Annotated in this window: 15 protein-coding genes and 2 pseudogenes; 4 read left to right on the plus strand and 13 right to left on the minus strand. The window is 71.8% G+C overall.

The genetic code is table 11. The features are described 5' to 3' along the window. Nucleotides 1-11 precede the first annotated feature (11 nt). The 6 genes and pseudogenes from A8W25_RS03320 to A8W25_RS03345 form a co-directional block, all read right to left on the minus strand. Nucleotides 12-1,271 (minus strand): annotated as a pseudogene (locus tag A8W25_RS03320) (DNA polymerase IV); the annotation flags it as partial. A 93-nt stretch (nt 1,272-1,364) separates the two neighbouring features. Continuing rightward, complete coding sequence (locus tag A8W25_RS03325; protein WP_067155441.1) at nt 1,365-1,997, minus strand: MerR family transcriptional regulator; 633 nt, start codon at nt 1,995-1,997, stop codon at nt 1,365-1,367. Between the two features lie 186 nt (nt 1,998-2,183). Then, nucleotides 2,184-2,657: a bifunctional nuclease family protein gene (locus A8W25_RS03330; protein ID WP_006123076.1), complete on the minus strand. Its 474-nt coding sequence runs from the start codon at nt 2,655-2,657 to the stop codon at nt 2,184-2,186. A 53-nt stretch (nt 2,658-2,710) separates the two neighbouring features. Beyond that, nucleotides 2,711-3,454 (minus strand): MerR family transcriptional regulator, encoded by a 744-nt coding sequence (locus tag A8W25_RS03335; RefSeq protein ID WP_067155444.1) that lies wholly within the window; start codon nt 3,452-3,454, stop codon nt 2,711-2,713. A gap of 58 nt (nt 3,455-3,512) precedes the next feature. After that, nucleotides 3,513-4,454 (minus strand): FHA domain-containing protein, encoded by a 942-nt coding sequence (locus A8W25_RS31885; RefSeq protein WP_079125779.1) that lies wholly within the window; start codon nt 4,452-4,454, stop codon nt 3,513-3,515. 82 nt (nt 4,455-4,536) lie between these two features. Then, nucleotides 4,537-5,316, minus strand: coding sequence for a DUF881 domain-containing protein (locus A8W25_RS03345; protein ID WP_234386221.1), 780 nt, complete (start codon nt 5,314-5,316; stop codon nt 4,537-4,539). A gap of 40 nt (nt 5,317-5,356) precedes the next feature. On the opposite strand from A8W25_RS03345, the gene A8W25_RS34275 reads away from it, so the two are divergent. The 3 genes from A8W25_RS34275 (at nt 5,357) to A8W25_RS03360 (ending at nt 7,527) form a co-directional block, all read left to right on the plus strand. Continuing rightward, nucleotides 5,357-5,812, plus strand: coding sequence for a hypothetical protein (locus A8W25_RS34275; RefSeq protein ID WP_067155450.1), 456 nt, complete (start codon nt 5,357-5,359; stop codon nt 5,810-5,812). A gap of 68 nt (nt 5,813-5,880) precedes the next feature. Beyond that, complete coding sequence (locus A8W25_RS03355) at nt 5,881-6,978, plus strand: calcium:proton antiporter (protein ID WP_067155453.1); 1,098 nt, start codon at nt 5,881-5,883, stop codon at nt 6,976-6,978. Nucleotides 6,979-7,071: 93 nt separating this feature from the next. Continuing rightward, complete coding sequence (locus tag A8W25_RS03360) at nt 7,072-7,527, plus strand: MarR family winged helix-turn-helix transcriptional regulator (RefSeq protein WP_067155456.1); 456 nt, start codon at nt 7,072-7,074, stop codon at nt 7,525-7,527. 3 nt (nt 7,528-7,530) lie between these two features. Here the strand turns inward: A8W25_RS03360 and A8W25_RS03365 are convergent, their stop codons facing one another. The 3 genes from A8W25_RS03365 to A8W25_RS03375 all read right to left on the minus strand — a co-directional run bounded on the left by A8W25_RS03365 (nt 7,531) and on the right by A8W25_RS03375 (nt 9,540). Continuing rightward, nucleotides 7,531-7,902, minus strand: coding sequence for a PPOX class F420-dependent oxidoreductase (locus A8W25_RS03365; protein WP_107470589.1), 372 nt, complete (start codon nt 7,900-7,902; stop codon nt 7,531-7,533). Between the two features lie 88 nt (nt 7,903-7,990). Further along, nucleotides 7,991-8,473 carry a DUF456 domain-containing protein gene (locus A8W25_RS03370; RefSeq protein WP_199831651.1) on the minus strand — a complete coding sequence of 161 codons (483 nt, stop codon included), beginning with the start codon at nt 8,471-8,473 and terminating at the stop codon, nt 7,991-7,993. 92 nt (nt 8,474-8,565) lie between these two features. Next, a complete protein-coding gene (locus A8W25_RS03375) occupies nt 8,566-9,540 on the minus strand; it encodes a helix-turn-helix domain-containing protein (protein WP_067155465.1) in 975 nt (324 codons plus the stop codon). Between the two features lie 200 nt (nt 9,541-9,740). Here A8W25_RS03375 and A8W25_RS03380 point away from each other — a divergent pair. Continuing rightward, nucleotides 9,741-12,770: pseudogene (locus A8W25_RS03380) on the plus strand (S8 family peptidase); the annotation flags it as partial. 177 nt (nt 12,771-12,947) lie between these two features. Here the strand turns inward: A8W25_RS03380 and A8W25_RS31890 are convergent. The 4 genes from A8W25_RS31890 to A8W25_RS03395 all read right to left on the minus strand — a co-directional run bounded on the left by A8W25_RS31890 (nt 12,948) and on the right by A8W25_RS03395 (nt 17,512). Further along, entirely contained in the window at nt 12,948-13,280 is a 333-nt protein-coding gene (locus A8W25_RS31890; RefSeq protein WP_003970459.1) for a small basic family protein, read from the minus strand. After that, the gene (locus A8W25_RS31895) at nt 13,277-14,200 is read right to left on the minus strand and encodes a DUF881 domain-containing protein (RefSeq protein ID WP_079125780.1); all 924 of its coding nucleotides are present in this window, start codon (nt 14,198-14,200) and stop codon (nt 13,277-13,279) included. The genes A8W25_RS31890 and A8W25_RS31895 overlap by 4 nt, the downstream gene beginning before the upstream one ends. Nucleotides 14,201-14,297: 97 nt before the next feature. After that, nucleotides 14,298-16,793, minus strand: coding sequence for a mannose-1-phosphate guanyltransferase (locus A8W25_RS03390; RefSeq protein WP_067155473.1), 2,496 nt, complete (start codon nt 16,791-16,793; stop codon nt 14,298-14,300). 110 nt (nt 16,794-16,903) lie between these two features. Further along, complete coding sequence (locus A8W25_RS03395; protein WP_067155476.1) at nt 16,904-17,512, minus strand: CDP-alcohol phosphatidyltransferase family protein; 609 nt, start codon at nt 17,510-17,512, stop codon at nt 16,904-16,906. Nucleotides 17,513-17,668 lie beyond the last annotated feature (156 nt).

Consider the following 17,668-nt stretch of genomic DNA (forward strand, 5'->3'; position numbering starts at 1 on the left):
CCCCGCGCCCCCCTCTCGAAGCGGACGGTCACCCGCCCGACCCCGCTGCCCTGCACCCAGCCGGGGCCGAACTCGCGGTGGTGGACGTCGTGCCCGGCCGTCCAGCGCCGCTCGGCCGGGTCCACTGCCTCCGGCTGCTCGGGGGCGGCCGGACCCTCCTCGTCCTCGGCGGCCGCCTCCTCGACCGTGCCCCGCTCACCGGCCGCCTGGGCGAAGAGGTCCTCCTGAGTGAAGTCGGCCAGGCCGCTGACCCCGACCCCGAGCAGGCGCACACCCCCCGTGGTGTCCACCGAGTCGAGCAGCCGGCCGGCCGCCTCGCGCACCACCGCGGGGTCGTCCGTGGGCCCTCTGAGCGTCTCCGACCGGGTCAGCGTCGAGAAGTCGAACCGGCGGACCTTCAGGACGATCGTGCGGCCCGAGTGCCCGGACTCCCGCAGGCGCCGCACACACCGGTCGGCGAGCCGGGCCACCTCGTTCATCACCCGCACCCGGTCGTGCAGGTCCACGTCGAAGGTGTCCTCGACCGACACCGACTTGGTGTCCCGCTCGGCCACCACCGGCCGGTCGTCGAGCCCGAGCGCCATCCGGTGCAACGAGGCCCCGTGCGCCTTGCCCAGGAGCCGTACGAGCTCGTCCTCGCCCGCCTCGGCGAGATCCGCGACCGTGGTCATCCCGGCCCTGCGCAGATGCTCCCCGGTCGCGGGCCCCACGCCGGGCAGCGTCCTGACCGGCATCGGGGCGAGCAGTTCCCGCTCGGTACCGGGCTCGATGAGCACCAGCCCGTCCGGCTTCGCCTCCTCCGAGGCGATCTTCGCCAGCATCTTGGACCCGGCGAGCCCCACCGACCCGGTCAGACCCGTCACCGCCAGGATGTCCGTACGCAGCCGCTGACCGGCCTCACGGGCCGACTGAGCGTCCCACGCGACTCCCCCGGCCTCCAGGTCCACGAAGGCCTCGTCGAGGCTCAGCGGCTCCACCAGGGGCGACAGCCGCCCCAGCAACTCCATCACCTGCTCGCTGATCGACCGGTAGAAGCCGAAGCGCGGGACGAGGTAGGCGCCATGGGGACACAGCCGTCTCGCCTGGGCCATCGGCATCGCGGAACGGGCGCCGAAGCGCCGTGCCTCGTACGACGCGGTGGCCACCACACCGCGCGGTCCCAGGCCGCCCACGATCACGGGTTTTCCGCGCAGGCTGGGCTTCGACGCCTGCTCTGCGGCGGCGAAGAAGGCATCCATGTCCAGATGCAGAATGGTCGGCGCGGCTCTCACACCACCGATGCTGCCTCACGCCACTGACAATCGGCCCTGGGCGGCCCGGCGGCCCCTCGGAGCCTCGGACGACGGGGGTTCGAAGACGGGCTCTCAGACCGCGCGGTTGCGGCGCCGGGCGAGCTCGTCGGTGGGGTTGGGGCGGACCAGCGTCTCGCCGGTGTCGACCCGCTCGCCGTGCAGCTGGGACAGCGCCGCCTCGACGTCGCGCCACACCACGCCGACCGCGATGCCGAAGACGCCCTGGCCGCCCTGGAGCAGGTCGACGACCTCATCGGGCGAGGAGCACTCGTACACGGTGGCCCCGTCGCTCATCAGCGTCATCCGCTCCAGATCGCGGAAGCCGCGCTCGCGCAGGTGCTGCACGGCGGTGCGGATGTTCTGGAGGGCGACCCCGGTGTCCAGGAAACGCTTGACGATCTTGAGGACTACGACGTCCTTGAAGCTGTAGAGCCGCTGGGTGCCCGATCCGTACGCCGGACGCACACTGGGCTCGACCAGGCCGGTACGCGCCCAGTAGTCGAGCTGCCGGTAGGTGATCCCCGCCGCCGCGCACGCCGTCGGGCCCCGGTATCCGACGGTGTCGGTGCCGGTGTCGTCCGCACTGTCGTGAAGGGGGTAGCCACCGCTCGATCCCGGCCGAGAGCTCGGAGGCGGGTACGGCCCGCTCTCCCCCGGACGTCCGGGGGCCTCCCCTGCCGTACTGTCGCCGCCGCTGCTTCTCACGCCGACCCTCCGTCCTAGAACTGCCCTCACGACGGTAGGCAGTCACTCGGGGTGCGTCAACGATCGCCACACTCGGCACGCCGAGTGATAATCACCCTGAGAGTGGTTTCGCGTACCCCTCTTCGGGGAAAGGCTACTCGAATGCGCCGGAGCCGCCCGGTGAGCGGGGGCTCCCGGCGCGGCGGCTCACTGGCTGTTGGTGCCGAAGTCCTCGGGCGAGATCTGGTCGAGGAACTCGCGGAACTTCTCCACCTCGTCCTCCTGCTCGTCCGGAATCGCGATCCCGGCATCGTCGAGCACCCCGTCACTGCCGTAGATCGGCGTTCCGGTGCGCAGGGCGAGCGCTATGGCGTCGGACGGACGCGCGCTCACCTCGACACCACTGGCGAAGACCAGCTCCGCGTAGAAGACCCCTTCGCGCAGGTCCGTGATGCGGACCTCGGTCAGCTCCTGGCCGACGGCCTCCAGCACGTCCTTGAAAAGGTCGTGCGTCAGCGGCCGCGCCGGAGCCATCCCCTGCTGGGCGAAGGCGATCGCGGTCGCCTCCCCTGGACCGATCCAGATGGGGAGGTACCGATCGCCTCCCACTTCACGCAGGAGCACGATCGGTTGGTTGGAGGGCATTTCCACCCGGACACCCACGACGTCGAGCTCGTTCACACAGCAACCCTAGGACGTGCCCGGCAGGTTTGGGTAGTCGGGGACCCCCGAGGTCAGTGCAGCCGGACCCCGAGAGCGGTCTGGACCAGGGCCGCGTGCAGCCGTACGGACAGCGCCGCCAGCTCCTTGACCGTCGCCTCCGCATGCGCCCTGGTCTGCGGGTTGCGGTGCAGCCGCAGGGGTGCGACCACCTGTTCGACCAGACCGGCCTCCCGGTCGGCCGCCGCCTTCATGGCGCGAAGATGACGCGGTTCCAGACCGAATCGGCCCAGGTCCGCCACAAGACGCGCCACATTCACCGACTCCGCGTCGTAGCCGCCCTCGGGACCGGCCGAGATCAGTCCGTAGGACTCCCACTCGGTCAGCTCCGCCTCGGAGACCTCAGCGGCCACCAGAAGCTCCGTACGCCCCACACGGGACGCCGTGGGGCGCTCCGGGTCGCCCTCGCCACCGCCGTCCGCGAGATCGCGTGCTCCGCCCGGAGCGGGCAGCGTGGGCTGCTCCCCCCGGCTCAGCGCGTCGAGGTGCTCACGGATGACCTTCAGCGGCAGATAGTGGTCGCGCTGCATCCGCAGCACCTGCCCGAGCCGCTCCACGTCCTCGGGGCTGAACTTGCGGTACCCCGACGGCGTGCGCCGGGGCTCCACCAGGCCCTCGGACTCCAGGAAGCGGATCTTGGAGATGGTGACTTCGGGGAACTCCTCGCGCAGCTGGTTCAGCACGGTGCCGATGCTCATCAGCCGGTCGCCCGCGGTGGCGGTGCCGTGTCCGGCACCGCCAGTCGGTGTATGCAGCATGGGCCTTCCCTGGATGGCTCTTCCCCCGAGGGGCCCCCGAACGGAGTCCGGGAGAGGGTCAGACGCCGCGCTGGCTCGCGTAGAACACCAGCCGGTACTTCCCGATCTGCACCTCGTCGCCGTTGGACAGGTCGATCGAGTCGATCCGCTCCCGGTTCACATAGGTGCCGTTGAGGCTGCCGACGTCCGAGACCGTGAAACGGCCGTCCGGGTTGCGGCGGAACTCCACATGACGGCGCGACACGGTCACATCGTCGAGGAAGATGTCGCTCTGCGGATGACGGCCCGCCGTGGTCAGCTCGCCGTCCAGCAGGAAGCGGCTGCCCGAGTTCGGCCCGCGGCGCACCACCAGGAGGGCGGAGCCCAGCGGCAGCGCGTCGACCGCGGCCTGCGCCTCCGGCGACAGCGACGGCAGCGCCGTCTGGCCCGTCACCTCGGAGTCGTACGCCTCCAGGCCGGAGATCGAGATCGTCGACGTGGTCTCCGCGGCACGCTCGGGGACCGCGCCCGGGCGCAGTGGCGCGCCGCAGTTGGAACAGAAGCGGCTGGCCGCCGCGTTGCTGTGCCCGCACCTCGTACACACCGGCATGGACGGATCCTCCTGCCCGGGCTGGACCGCGTGGGTGCTGGTCGCATACGGGTCGGGCGCAAACCCTCCACCCGCACTTGATGGTTCCCCGAAACCTATGCGGCCGGGACCGGCAGGGTCAACAGAAGACGCGCCCGGACCGCCCGGAATGTCACCACCGGGGCGGCCCACCTCATCGCGGAACAGCGGGCGCTCGCCGCCCTGCTCCTCCGCCTGTCCACGGCCTCGGGCACGATGCCGGGCGGAGCCGCTGGCACCGTCCTCACGTGCGCTCTTGCCGAACAACTTCGCAAACAACTTCACGGGCGATTCCCCTTGACCGAAACAGACCCGCCCGTGGGGCAGGACGAACCCAGAATCAACACACCGGCCGACCCGGACATCCTCACAACGTCCGTATCCGCCAAACAGTTTCCACCACGCACCACGAGTTGGGTGCGCCGACCCCCCGCAAGCTCATGCCCTTGTGCGGTCGCTCGCATGCGGCCCCGCGTCACCGCGAGGACGACCGAGCGTAGTCAGGCCGCTTCGCCGGTCGCAAGGCATCCACGACGATCTTCTCGGAACGGACCACACTGGCCGTGGCCTGCTCCTTCTCCAGAGTCTGCACCACGCCGCCGGGGATGTTGAGCGCGGGTTCGAGATCCTGTGGCTTCCCGATCACCTTGAAGACATAGGGAGCGGTGGTCTTCCGGCCGTCGATCTCGATGCCCCCGTCCGCGTCCGAGAAGTACGTGTTGGCGACCACCCGGACGTCGTTGACCTGGATCGCCTCCGCGCCCGCGGCGCGCAGCTCCTGGATGGTGTCGAGCAGTTTGTCCGCCTCGACCGCCTTCTTGGAGTCGGTGATGGTCAGCGTGATACCGGGGCCCTGCGCCGCGACCGTGCCGGCCAGGATGCCCAGCTGGCGCTCCTTCTCCAGGGTCTGCTTGCGCGCCTCCGCCGCCTGGTTCGAGCTGGTCTCCAGCTCGGTGCGCTGCCCTTGCAGACGCGTCTTCTCGTCTTCCAGACGCTTGGTACGGGAGTCGAGCTCGTCGAGGATGCGCACCAGGTCCTCCTGGCGGGCCCCGCGCAGCGCGCTGTTGTCGCTGGTGGAGCGGACCTGGATGGCAAGTCCCAGGCCCAGGACGCACAGCAGCAGGGCGACGATCAGTTGGGCCCGGGTCACCCGCGGCGGCCACAGCCCGGCCGCCAGCCGCTGGCGGCCCGTCAACTGCGGCGCCGACGGCTCCTGGGGCGCGGGGGCGGGCGGGGTGAGCGAGCCGCACGGCAGGTCGAGCCGCTTCCCGTACGCCTCGGTCAGCTCCTCGGCCGTGCGCCGGCCCACCAGCGCCCGCACGGCGTACTCGTCCGGGTCGGCGGCCCCCGGCGAGCGCACCCCGGGCCGGCGCACGGCCGAGGAGCTGACCGAGGCGTACGGGAAGCGGCTCGACCTGCCGTGCGGCTCGCTCACCCATCTCTTCCCGGAGCCCGCCGCGCTCGCCGCGCACCCGGATCCGGCCCTGGCGGGGCTCGCCGCCGCGCTCGCCGACGGCAGGCTGCGCCTGGACGCGGGCGCCGACCGCGAGGAGGCCGTCCGGTTCCTGCGCACCCTGCCCGGCCTCGGCGCCCGCGCCGTCGCGCTGATCCGGATGCGGGCGCTCGGGGAGCCGGACGTGGGGTTCGGCGAAGGGCCGGGGGAGGACTCCGGCGGAGCAGGGGGCGACGGCGAACTCTGGCGGCCCTGGCGCTCGTACGCGCATCAGCACCTGCTCGCGGCCGACGCGTAGGGCGCGCGGGGCGCGCGGACGGCGTCGGCCGACGGGCGGAGCCCGGCCCCGTCTGGGAACGTCGGTACATGATCCGTCTCGCCCGTGTCCCCCTGGACCGGTGGTCGGCGCTGGTGCCGGCGCTCGCCGTGGTGCTGCTGGCGTTCACCTGGGGACGGTCGCTGCCCTCGGGCCTGGTCGCGCTGGTGGCCTGCTTCCTGGCGGGTGCGGTGCTGGCGGCGGTGCACCACGCCGAGGTCGTGGCGCACCGGGTGGGCGAGCCGTTCGGCTCGCTGGTGCTCGCGGTCGCGGTGACGATCATCGAGGTCGCGCTGATCGTGACCCTGATGTCGGACGGCGGCGACAAGAGCGCCACGCTCGCCCGCGACACCGTCTTCGCCGCCGTGATGATCACCTGCAACGGGATCGTCGGCGTCTGCCTCCTGGTCGGGGCGCTGCGCCGCAGACTGGCCGTCTTCAACCCCGAGGGCACCGGCGCCGCCTTCGCCACGGTCACCACGCTCGCCGGGCTCAGCCTGGTGCTGCCGACCTTCACCACCAGCAAGCCGGGCCCGGAGTTCTCCACCGCCCAGCTCGTCTTCGCCGCCCTCGCCTCGGTGGCCCTCTACGGGCTGTTCGTCGCCACCCAGACCGTGCGCCACCGCGACTACTTCCTGCCCGTCACCCAGCAGGGCGAGGTGCTGGAGGAGGAGCACGCCGATCCGCCGTCCGCCCGTACCGCGCTGATCAGCGTCGGGCTGCTCGCGGTCGCCCTGGTCGCGGTCGTCGGCCTCGCCAAGGGCGTCTCGCCGACCATCGAGCGCGGGGTGGCCGCCGCCGGGCTGCCCGCGTCGGTCGTGGGCGTGGTCATCGCGCTGCTCGTGCTGCTGCCCGAGACCATCGCCGCCTCCCGGGCCGCCGCCCGCGACCGGGTGCAGACCAGCCTCAACCTGGCGCTCGGCTCCGCGATGGCGAGCATCGGGCTCACGATCCCCGCGGTCGCGCTGGCGTCGATCTGGCTGTCGGGACCGCTGGTCCTCGGGCTCGGCGCCAGCCATATGGTGCTGCTCGCGCTCACCGTCGGCGTCGGCATCCTCACCTTCGTCCCGGGCCGCGCGACCCTGATGCAGGGCGGCGTCCACCTGGCGCTCTTCGCCGGATACCTGGTGCTCGCGATCAGCCCCTGACCCGGCGGCAGCGCCCGGTACCTGTTCGACATGTACGCGCCAGCCATTAGACTCGCCTGACCTGGATTCGGTGCGGGGGGCGGCGGACGGGCGATGATCATCGACGACGATGCGGCGCTGCAACTGGTGGTCTCGCTCCACCGGTTGCTGAGGAGCCTGCGCCGGGCCGCCCCGGCCGACGGGATCCAGCCCACCCAGATCGTGCTGCTCTCGCTGCTCGCCGAGAGCGGGCCCGCCCGTATCGGCGCGCTCGCGGCCCGGGTGCCGTGCTCCCAGCCGACCGCAACGGCGGCCGTCTCGGGTCTGGAGGCGACGGGTCTGGTGCGGCGCGAGAGCGACCCCACGGACGGCCGCGCCGCCCGGATCGTCCTCACCGACCGCGGCGCCCGCGCCCTGGTGGACGCCGCCCGCGCCGAGGCCGAGGTGCTGGCCTGGCGCCTGGGCGCGCTCGGCGCCGAGGAGGCCCGGGCGGTCGTCGCGCTCGGCCCGCTGCTGCGCCGCCTCGCCGAGGCGGCGCACGACGGCTCCGACCCGGCGAGCCGCGCGTAGGCGCTACTCCTCGTCGAGACCCCAGCTGTGGATCTTGGCCGGGTGGACCCGGATCAGCTCCTCGCTGAAGTGGGGGCCCAACTCGTGGGGCCCGCTGAGCAGTTCGGCCTCGCCCCGGATCTCCACGCCCCGCACCCGCCACGGCCGTACGCTCACCACGTCGTCCACGACCAGCGCCAGCCGCGGATTCGCCAGCAGGTTGCGCCACTTCTTCGTCGTGCCGAGCGCGTACCCGCCGATCAGGATCGTGCCGTCGTCCTGCGGGAAGAACCCGACCGGGTTGGCCTGCGGCTGGCCCTTGGGATCGACGGTCGCCAGCCGGCCCAGCCGCTGGGACTTCAGATACGCGCGCTCGGCCGCGCTGAATTGGGTCATGGCCCCAGCGTCACACGCGTACCCGACGAAGGTCATCGGCTCGCGGAACCAGTGCGCCCCGGTCCCGGGACCTACGTCCGCGCCGGTCTCAGGCACAGATCACCACGCCCGCCCACACGCCCACCACCAGCAGACACGCCAGGAGCTCCACCAGGACCGAGTAGCCGCCGGAGCGCAGCACCGTGCGGGCCGAGGTCCAGCCCGCCCCGTGGCTGCCGAGCCGCACCCGCTCCGCCCCGTACAGACCGCCCAGGAAGCCCAGGATCCCGCCGATCACCGGGAGCAGGAAGAAGCCGGCGATCGCCGCGACGCCCCCGATGAGCAGCGAGCGCCGGGGGGCGCCGGACGCCTTCAGACGCCTCGGCGGCAGCACCAGCTTGAGCGACTGGGCGAGCAGCAGCAGGCCCGTCGCCCCGGCCAGGACCGCCCAGGCCGTGCCGGTGGTGTCGGTGAGGGCCCACCACGCCACGGCGGCCCACACGATCGCCTGCCCGGGCACCCCGGGCACCAGCACGCCGAGCAGTCCGAGGAGCATCACCAGGCCCATCTCCAGGAGCTGCCACACGCCCACCTGCCCAGCGTGCAGTAATCGGGGCGTTTGCGCAGGTCCGGGCGCGGAGCCGGACACCGTGAGCGGCTGGATCCCGCCCCTGGCGCCCGGCTCTAGCGGGCCACCCAGCCGCGCTCGTACGCGTGCCAGCCCAGCTGGAGCCGGGTGGTGACGCCGGTCAGCTCCATCAGGCCCTTCACCCGGCGCTGTACGGTCCGCAGCCCCAGATCGAGCTGTTTGGCCGCACTGGCGTCGGTCATCCCGGCCAGCAGCAGCGACAGGATCTCCAGGTCCGTGGCGTCGGGCCCGGACGACTCCTCCCGTACCGCCGTGCCCGCCAGCCGCAGGGGTAGCGCGTCCCGCCACACCGCCTCGAAGAGGCCCATCAGGGACTCCAGGAGGCCGCTGGCGTGCACCACCAGGGCGGCGGGCTCCGCGTCCCGGCCGGTCAGCGGCACCATCGCCAGGCTGCGGTCGGCCACCACCAGCTTGGTGGGCACCCGCTCGACCGTGCGCACCTGCTCCTCGCGCCCGAGCGCCGCCGTGACCTCGACGATCCCGGCGGGCAGGGCGAGCACCTCGCGCTCGATGACCACCCGGTAGGCGACGCCCCGGGTCGCGGCCCGCTCCTCGGACTCGTTGTCCATCCCGGTCACCGCGACCGGATTGCCGGTGACCAGCGCGCACACCTCCTCGGCCGCGCCCAGCTGGAGCTGGTGGAAGCGGTGGGCGACGGCGGACGCGCCCGTCACCACCTCCACCAGGTCGTGCACGGCGGGCTCGGCGGCCTCGGCCCGGTACTCCTCGGCCAGCAGCGCGGCCGCCAGCTCCGCCTGCTCCAGCTCGTGGCGCTGCTGGGTGAGCAGGGCGCCGAGCGCGACGCCGGGCGGGGCCGCCACCCACCGCCCGGTCCTGGCCGAGGACTGGGCGGCCAGGCCCTGGCGCTCCAGGCGCCGCAGCGCCCGTTCCGTATCGGGTTCGGGCAGCGCGAGCCGGTGCGCCAGATCCACGACCTCGGCCGCGCCCAGCGCCACCAGCGTCCGGTACGCCGACTCCTGCATCTCGTCCAGGCCTATCGCTCCGAGCACCCTCGTCCGCCCCTCTCGCGCCCGCCGTCCACGCGTGGCGGGAAACGGCCACGGCGCAAACCCGCCTCACCACATGATCCCCGCACCTTCCGTCGCTCTGCCAAGGTGGCGCAACCGCAGTACCAACAGCCGTCGGCAACAAGGCATTTGTGCGCTTTGTGCTCGGAGTGCTTTGTTCCGGATTCACCTGGGGAGTAGCGATGCGTCCGATATCGCGCACGGCTCTGGGGGTGGCGACCGCCGCCGTCCTGGCCGTCACCGCGGTTTCGCCGTCCGGGGCCGCACCACCGGACGCCGCGACCACGAAGAGACCGATCACCGGCGGCGAGGCCGCCACCCGGCAGCAGGGGCGGCCGGTCACCGTCACCCTGGTCACCGGCGACCGCGTCCTGGTGAGCCGGGACGCCGGGGGCAAGGCCGTCACGGCCGCCGCGCTGCCCCGCGAGGACGGCACCACGGCGCTGCTGCAGACCCGCCGCTCCGGCGACGACCTGTACGTCTACCCGGACAGCGCGGTGGCCGCCCTCGCCGCCCACCGCGCCGACGAGCAGCTCTTCAACGTCTCCGGTCTGATCCGCCAGGGCTACGACGACGCGCACACCAAGGCGCTGCCGCTGATCGCCGTCTACGGCGCGGCGGGCGCCCGCTCCCTGGCCCCGGCCCCGCGCGGCGCCACCCGGGGGCTCGCCCTGCCCGCCGTCGGCGGCGTCGCCCTCAAGGCCGACAAGGCGAAGGCCGCCGACTTCTGGGCGGACGTCACCGCACCCCGCCCGCGCACCGCGAACCCGCTGAAGAAGCTCTGGCTGGACCGCAAGGTCGAGGTGAACCTCGACAAGTCGACCAAGCAGATACGCGCCGACCTCGCCTGGGCCGCCGGCTACGACGGCAAGGGCACCAAGGTCGCCGTCCTGGACACCGGCGCCGACGCCGAGCACCCCGACCTCAAGGGCCGGATCGCCGCCGCGAAGAACTTCACCGACTCCGACACCACCGACGACCGCCAGGGCCACGGCACCCACACCCTCTCCACCGTCGGCGGCTCCGGCGCGGCCGGCGGCGGCAAGAAGAAGGGTGTCGCCCCCGGCGCCGCCCTGCTCGCCGGGAAGGTCCTGGGCGACAGCGGCTCCGGCGCCGAGTCGTGGATCATCGCCGGGATGCAGTGGGCCGTCGACAACAAGGCCGACGTCGTCTCCATGAGCCTCGGCAGCCCCGAACCCACCGACTGCACCGACCCGATGAGCACCGCTGCCGAGCAACTCGCCCAGAACACGGGCACGTTGTTCGTGGTCGCGGCCGGGAACTCCGGCCCCCGCCAGAACACCGTCTCCTCGCCCGGCTGCGCCCCCGGCGTCCTCACCGTCGGCGCCGTCGACCGCGACGACTCCACCGCGTACTTCTCCAGCCGCGGCCCGGCCCCCGTCTCGCACACCCTCAAGCCCGAGATCACCGCCCCGGGCGTGGGCATATCCGCCGCCAACGCGGGCGGCCGCGGCATCTACGCGTACCAGTCCATGAGCGGTACGTCGATGGCCACCCCGCACGTCGCGGGAGCCGCCGCCATCGTCAAGCAGCGCCACCCCGACTGGAGCGCGCGGCAGATCAAGGCCGCGCTCGTCTCCTCCGCCGAGGCCGGCATACCCGGCGATGTCCGCGAGACCGGCGGCGGCCGCCTCGACGTCAAGGCGGCGATCGACGAGAGCGTCCTGGGCGCCCCCGCCGTCCAGGGCGGCACCTTCAACTGGCCGCAGGACAGCGGTGACCGCACGACGGTCGGCGTCCCGTACACCAACACCACCGCCGAGCCGGTCACGCTCTCGCTCACCGTCCAGGGCGTCACCGGCAACGACGGCTCGCGCGTGCGGTCCACGGTCGCCCGGCTCGGCGCCCGCACGGTCACCGTCCCGGCCGGAGCCACCGTCGAGGTCCCGCTGCAGCTGGACCCGGCCGCGCCGCTGGAGCGGAGCCAGTACGGCGACGTCACCGGCCGCGTGCTGGCGAGCGCCGACGGGGTCAAGGTCTCCACCCCGTTCTCGCTCTACGTCCAGCCGCGCACGGTCACCCTGCGGGTCAAGGTCATCGACCGGCTCGGCAGGCCGGCGAACGGCCCGTCCTCGCTCGACGTGATCGGCACGGACGACGCCACCGGCGAGCGCCGCTTCAACGAGGGCGCCGCCGACCAGATCTACACCCTGCGCCCCGGCTCGTACTTCCTCTCCTCCTTCGTCGCCACGCCGGACGCGGGGGAGGGCGCGACACTCAACGACTCGCTGACCTATCTCGGGCGCCCCCAGCTGGAGTTGAAGCAGGACACCACGGTCGTCCTCGACGCCCGCAAGGCCCACCGGCTGGGCATCGCCACCGACCGGCCCAGCGAGGCCCGCGCCACCACGCTCGCCTTCTCCCGCGCCTGGGACGGCTACTGGCTGCACGCCGGGACCGCCGCCGGCGGCTCCTCGATCAAGGGCTACTACGCCTCGGTCGAAGGCCGCGCCCACGACGGCACGTTCGAGTTCGGCAGCTACTGGCGCGCCTACGCGCCGCTCGTCTCCGAGCTGCGCACCGCCGACGGCACCGCGCTGCACCCGGTCACGGCGGGCAGCGGTTCGGCCAACCTCGACGGCACCGGCCGGGCGCGGCTGGTGGACGCCGGGTCCGGTACGGCCGAGGAGCTCAAGGCGGCGGGCGCCAAGGGCGCGATCGCGCTCGTCCGGCTCCCGGACGACAGCACCTCCGTCCTGGAGGTCGCCCGCGCCGCCGAGGCGGCCGGTGCGCGGGCCGTCCTCGCCCACCGCGCCGCGCCCGCCCGCTGGATCCCCTCGGGCGGCTTCACCGGCCCCGAACTCCCGGTCCTGGCCGTGCCGTCGGGCGAGGCGGCCACCCTGCTCGCCAAGCTCGGCGCGGGTGAGGTGGAGCTGCGCTGGAAGGCCACGGCGAAGAGCCCGTACGTCTACAACCTCGCCTTCCCCGAGTCCGCGGCCCTCGGCTCCGACCGCACCTACCGGGTCCGCGACAGCCGCCTCGGCACGGTCGAGTCGGCCTATCGGGCGATGGGCGTGGCCACCGACTACGTCGACAGCACCACCGCCTACCGGCCCTCCGGCGCGGGCGTCTTCTCGGGCACCATCGACCCCGTCCCGGCCCCGGGCACCCGCACCGAGTACTACTCGCCCGGCGACACCGCCTGGGACCACCTCACCTCCTCCAGCTTCCCGTTCGGCGAGGCCATGACCGACCCGGGGGCGCCGGGGGCGAGTCCTGCGTGTCGGGTGCCTTCGGCATCCCGGGTGCCTTCGGCGTGTCGGAGCGAGGAGGCTGCTGCGGCTCCGGCGTGGAAGGAGTGCTTCCGGCGGCGGGCCCCGAGGTGTGCTCCGAGCCCTGCTCAGGGGTGTCTTCGCTGCTCATTGGCCTCACGCCCGGAAGACGTGGCGGCGGATGGCCGCGGCGTTGGAGAAGATCCGGATGCCGAGCACGACCACCACACCGGTCGACAGCTGCGCGCCCACGCCCAACTTGTCACCGAGGAACACGATCAGCGCCGCCACGACGACGTTCGACAGGAAGGACACCACGAAGACCTTGTCGACGAAGATGCCGTCGAGCATGGCCCGCAGACCGCCGAAGACCGCGTCCAGCGCGGCGACGACGGCGATGGGCAGATACGGCTCGACCACCGCAGGCACCTCGGGCCGGACCAAAAGTCCGACCACGACTCCCACGACGAGGCCAAGTACGGCGATCACGATGTGCCTTTCCTTGTGGCGGCCGCGCCCCTGCCGGCGCCCGTGGCCTGCGGCTGTGCTGTACGTACGATCAGGCTCGGCGCGGCCGGCAGGCGCACCTCACCCTGGTCCGAAATGCTGGAGCGGATGCCGTAGTTCTCCTGGAGCACATGGAGATACTGACCGTCGGCGCTGTCCTGGAAGGCGGTGCTGAGCCTCTTCCCGTCCCCCACCGCGAGCACCGTGTACGGCGGCACCAGCGGCCTGTTGTCGACCAGTATGGCGTCGCCGGCCGCCCTGATCGCCGAAAGAGCCGTCAGCCGCTGCCCATTGATGGCGACGGCCTCGGCGCCCGACTGCCACAGGCCGTTGACGATGCGCTGCATGTCCCGGTCGCGGACCCGGCCGGTGTCCGAGAAGCCGCTGTTCTCCCGCGGGCCGCCGCCCCCGCCCGTCTCGGTGTTCTTGGCGTCGTCGACGACCAGCTTCACCCCGGGGCCGCGCACCTCGGTGGCTCCGGACAGCAGCGCGACCAGTTCGCCCTGGTCACCGCCGTGCTTCTCCAGCGCCTTGCGCTGGCGGTCACCGACCTCGTGGCGCAGTGAGTCGACCTCCTTCTGGAGGTCGTCCGCCGCCTTGGTCTCGGCCTCCACCCGCCCGATCAGCTCATGGCGCTCCTTGGCGACCACCGGTGCCGTTATCCGCGCCTGCGCGGCGCCGATCGTCACCACCACGGCGGCGAGCAGCAGACCGGCGGCCAGCCCGAGCTTCGCGCTCAAGGGGCGGGGCATGCCCTCGTGCCCCTCGGCCTTGCGCCGGGCCGTCGCCTCCGCGTAACCGTCGTCGAGCGCGTGGTCCATCACATTGGTCAGCAGCGACATGGACGCGTCCGGGCGGGACGGCGGAGACGGCGTGCTCCGAACGGGGGGCTGCTGCGACATGCCGCACATCGTCGCACGTCGGCGCCCCTGCCGCCGAATGGCCCCACCGGTGCGCCGGGCGGCGTCCCACGACCCCGCCCGGCACCCGGTGATGACCTCAGTGACCTGCGCTGTCCACGATCGCGGACCACTCGTCGAGCAGCGCCTGCGCGGAGGCGTCGTCGGGCCCCTCGGCCCACAGATGGGTGACCGCCTCGGCCGGGTCGGGCAGCACCATCACCCAACGGCCATCCGCCTCGACGACCCGTACCCCGTCGGTGGTGTCCACCGACCGGTCGCCGGCCGCCTCCACCACCCGCCGCATGACCATGCCCTTGACGGCCCACGGCGTCGCGAGATCCCGGCGCAGCACATGGGCACGCGGTATCCGCGCATCGATCTGGCTGAGCGTCAGCTGCGTACGCGCCACGAGACCGATCAGCCGTACGAAGGCCGCCGCGCCGTCGAAGACGCTGCTGAACTCGGGAATGATGAACCCGCCGCGCCCGTCGCCACCGAAGATGGTCGACTCCTCACGGCCCACGCGCGTGAGGTCGTCGGGCGATGTGGTCGTCCACTCCACCTGCGTACCGTGGTACGCCCCGACCTGCTCGGCGATACGGGTCGTGGTCACCGGCAGCGCCACCCGCCCGCTGCGCCGCTCGGCCGCCACCAGATCGAGCATCACCAGGAGCGCCCGGTCGTCCTCGACGATCCGCCCGCGCTCGTCGACCAGCGACAGCTTCTCCCCGACCGGGTCGAACCGCACGCCGAACGCGGCCCGCGCCGAGGCCACGATCTCCCCGAGGCGCACCAGACCGGCCCGCCGCCCGTCGGCGGTCTCGGTCGGCCGCGACTCGTCCAGCCCCGGGTTGATGGTGAGCGAGTCCACCTGGAGCCGCCCGAGCAGACTGGGCAGGACCAGCCCCGCACTGCCGTTGGACGCGTCGACCACGACCTTCAGCCCGGCCTCGGCGACCCCGGTCGTGTCGACCTTGCGCAACAGGGATCCGGTGTACGAGTCGAAGACGCTGCTCGGGAACTGGAGGTCCCCGATCTCGCCGGGGAACGCCCGCCGGTACTCCTGACGTGCGTACACCCGGTCCAGCTTGCGCTGCCCGGCCTGCGAGAGGTCCGCGCCCCGCTCGTCGAAGAACATGATGTCCACGGAGTCCGGCACACCCAGCGAGGTCCGGATCATGATCCCGCCGGCGCTGCCCCGCGCGGTCTGCTGTCTGGCCACCGGCAGCGGTACGTTCTCCAGGTCCCGTACGTCGATGGCGCTGGCCTGGAGGGCCGAGATCACCGCCCGCTTCAGCGCGCGCGCACCGCGCGAGTGGTCACGGGCCGTGGTGACGGTCGCCCCTTTCTTCAGCGTCGTGGCGTACGCACCGGCCAGCCGCACCGCGAGCTCCGGGGTGATCTCCACATTGAGGATGCCGGAGACACCGCGCGCCCCGAAGAGATGGGCCTGCCCCCGCGACTCCCAGATCACCGAGGTGTTGACGAACGCGCCCGCCTCGATGGTCTTGAACGGATAGACGCGGACATTGCCCTGAATGATCGATTCCTCACCGACCAGGCACTCGTCCCCGATGACGGCGCCGTCCTCGATCCGGGCCGACCGCATGATGTCGGTGTTCCTGCCGATCACACAGCCGCGCAGATTGCTGTGCTGCCCGATGTAGACGTTGTCGTGGACTACGGCTCTGTGGAGGAAGGCCCCGGTCTTGACGACGACGTTGGACCCGATGACCGTGTGCTCGCGGATCTCCACACCGGCTTCGACCTTCGCGTAGTCACCGATGTAGAGCGGGCCGCGCAGCACCGCGTCCGGATGCACCTCGGCACCCTCCGCGACCCAGACTCCGGGCGAGATCTCGAAGCCGTCGATGTCGACGTCGACCTTGCCTTCGAGCACGTCGGCCTGCGCCTTCACATAGCTCTCGTGCGTGCCGACGTCCTCCCAGTAGCCCTCGGCGACATAGCCATAGATGGGCTTGCCCTCCTTCATCAGCTGAGGGAAGACATCACCGGACCAGTCGACGGACACATCGGCCTCGACGTAGTCGAATACCTCCGGCTCCATCACGTAGATACCGGTGTTCACCGTGTCCGAGAAGACCTGGCCCCAGGTCGGCTTCTCCAGGAAGCGCTCGACCTTTCCCTCTTCGTCGACGATGGTGATGCCGAATTCCAGGGGGTTGGGCACCCGGGTCAGACACACCGTGACCAGTGCGCCCTTCTCCTTGTGGAAGTTGATGAGATCCGTCAGATCGAAGTCGGTGAGGGCGTCGCCCGAGATGACGACGAAGGCATCGTCCTTGAGGGCCTCCTCGGCGTTCTTGACGCTGCCCGCGGTACCGAGGGGCTTCTCCTCATTGGCATAGGTGAGCTCCATGCCGAGCTCTTCGCCGTCACCGAAGTAGTTCCTCACCAGCGAGGCCAGGAACTGCACGGTTACGACGGTCTCATGGAGCCCATGCCGCTTGAGCAGCCGCAGCACATGCTCCATGATCGGCCGGTTCACCACCGGCAGGAGCGGCTTGGGCATGCTCGAGGTCATGGGGCGAAGGCGTGTTCCTTCGCCACCGGCCATCACGACGGCCTTCATGTCGGAAGCGTCCTCCTTGACGAGACGACGGTCTAGCCGACTGCACCCGTCCGGGTGGGCCCCCTGGCATCATGCGCGGACCCCTCTGCTCCGAAGGACCGCCGACGAGCTCAATCGGCCGCTGAGTCCGCCTTGACCAGTCGGCGGACCTGAACCACATACAGGATCCCTGCCCACCAATACAGAGTTGTACCCCATCCGGCGAACGCCCATCCGAAAATCGCCGCCAGATCAGCGAGCCATCCGCTTCCGTCGCTCAGCAGAAGCAACGGGAAGGCGTACATGAGGTTGAAGGTGGCCGCCTTACCCAGGAAGTTCACCTGCGGCGGCGGATAGCCGTGCCTGCGGAGGATTCCCACCATCACCAGAAGCATCAGCTCCCGGGCCAAAAGGGCAGCGGTCAGCCAGACCGGCAGAATCTCCCGCCAGGTGAGACCCACGAGCGTGGAAAGGATGTACAGCCGGTCGGCCGCCGGGTCGAGGAGCCGGCCGAGACTGCTGATCTGGTTCCAGCGCCGGGCGAGCTTCCCGTCCAGGTAGTCACTGACACCGCTCAGCGCGAGTACGAGCAATGCCCAGCCATCGCTCTTGGGGCCGCCGAACTCGGGTCGGAGGATCAGCCACAGGAACACGGGTACGCCGACGAGACGCGCCATGCTGAGGATGTTGGGGATGGTGAGCACCCGGTCCGTCTGAACGCGAGTCTCCTGGACCTCCACCCGGGGGCCTCCTGTGAAAGTGCCAACGATGCCCCCTGACCTTACCGGCAGCGAACGGCCATGAGTGCACAGGGGTACGGGCCCGTTCTGAACGGGTCCTGAACGCAAAAATGCCTCAACCCCCGGCCCAAAAGGGCACGGGGGTTGAGGCTAAAG

Origin of the sequence: Streptomyces sp. ERV7 (assembly GCF_001653515.1) — a bacterium.
GTDB lineage: Bacteria > Actinomycetota > Actinomycetes > Streptomycetales > Streptomycetaceae > Streptomyces.

Bases quoted from the DNA above. Each gene is read 5' to 3' on its own strand.
- A8W25_RS03360 (WP_067155456.1), top strand. From the start codon at position 7,072: ATGATCATCGACGACGATGCGGCGCTGCAACTGGTGGTCTCGCTCCAC.
- A8W25_RS03355 (WP_067155453.1), top strand. From the start codon at position 5,881: ATGATCCGTCTCGCCCGTGTCCCCCTGGACCGGTGGTCGGCGCTGGTG.
- A8W25_RS03365 (WP_107470589.1), bottom strand. From the start codon at position 7,902: ATGACCCAATTCAGCGCGGCCGAGCGCGCGTATCTGAAGTCCCAGCGG.
- A8W25_RS03335 (WP_067155444.1), bottom strand. From the start codon at position 3,454: ATGCTGCATACACCGACTGGCGGTGCCGGACACGGCACCGCCACCGCG.
- A8W25_RS03390 (WP_067155473.1), bottom strand. From the start codon at position 16,793: ATGAAGGCCGTCGTGATGGCCGGTGGCGAAGGAACACGCCTTCGCCCC.
- A8W25_RS31895 (WP_079125780.1), bottom strand. From the start codon at position 14,200: ATGTCGCAGCAGCCCCCCGTTCGGAGCACGCCGTCTCCGCCGTCCCGC.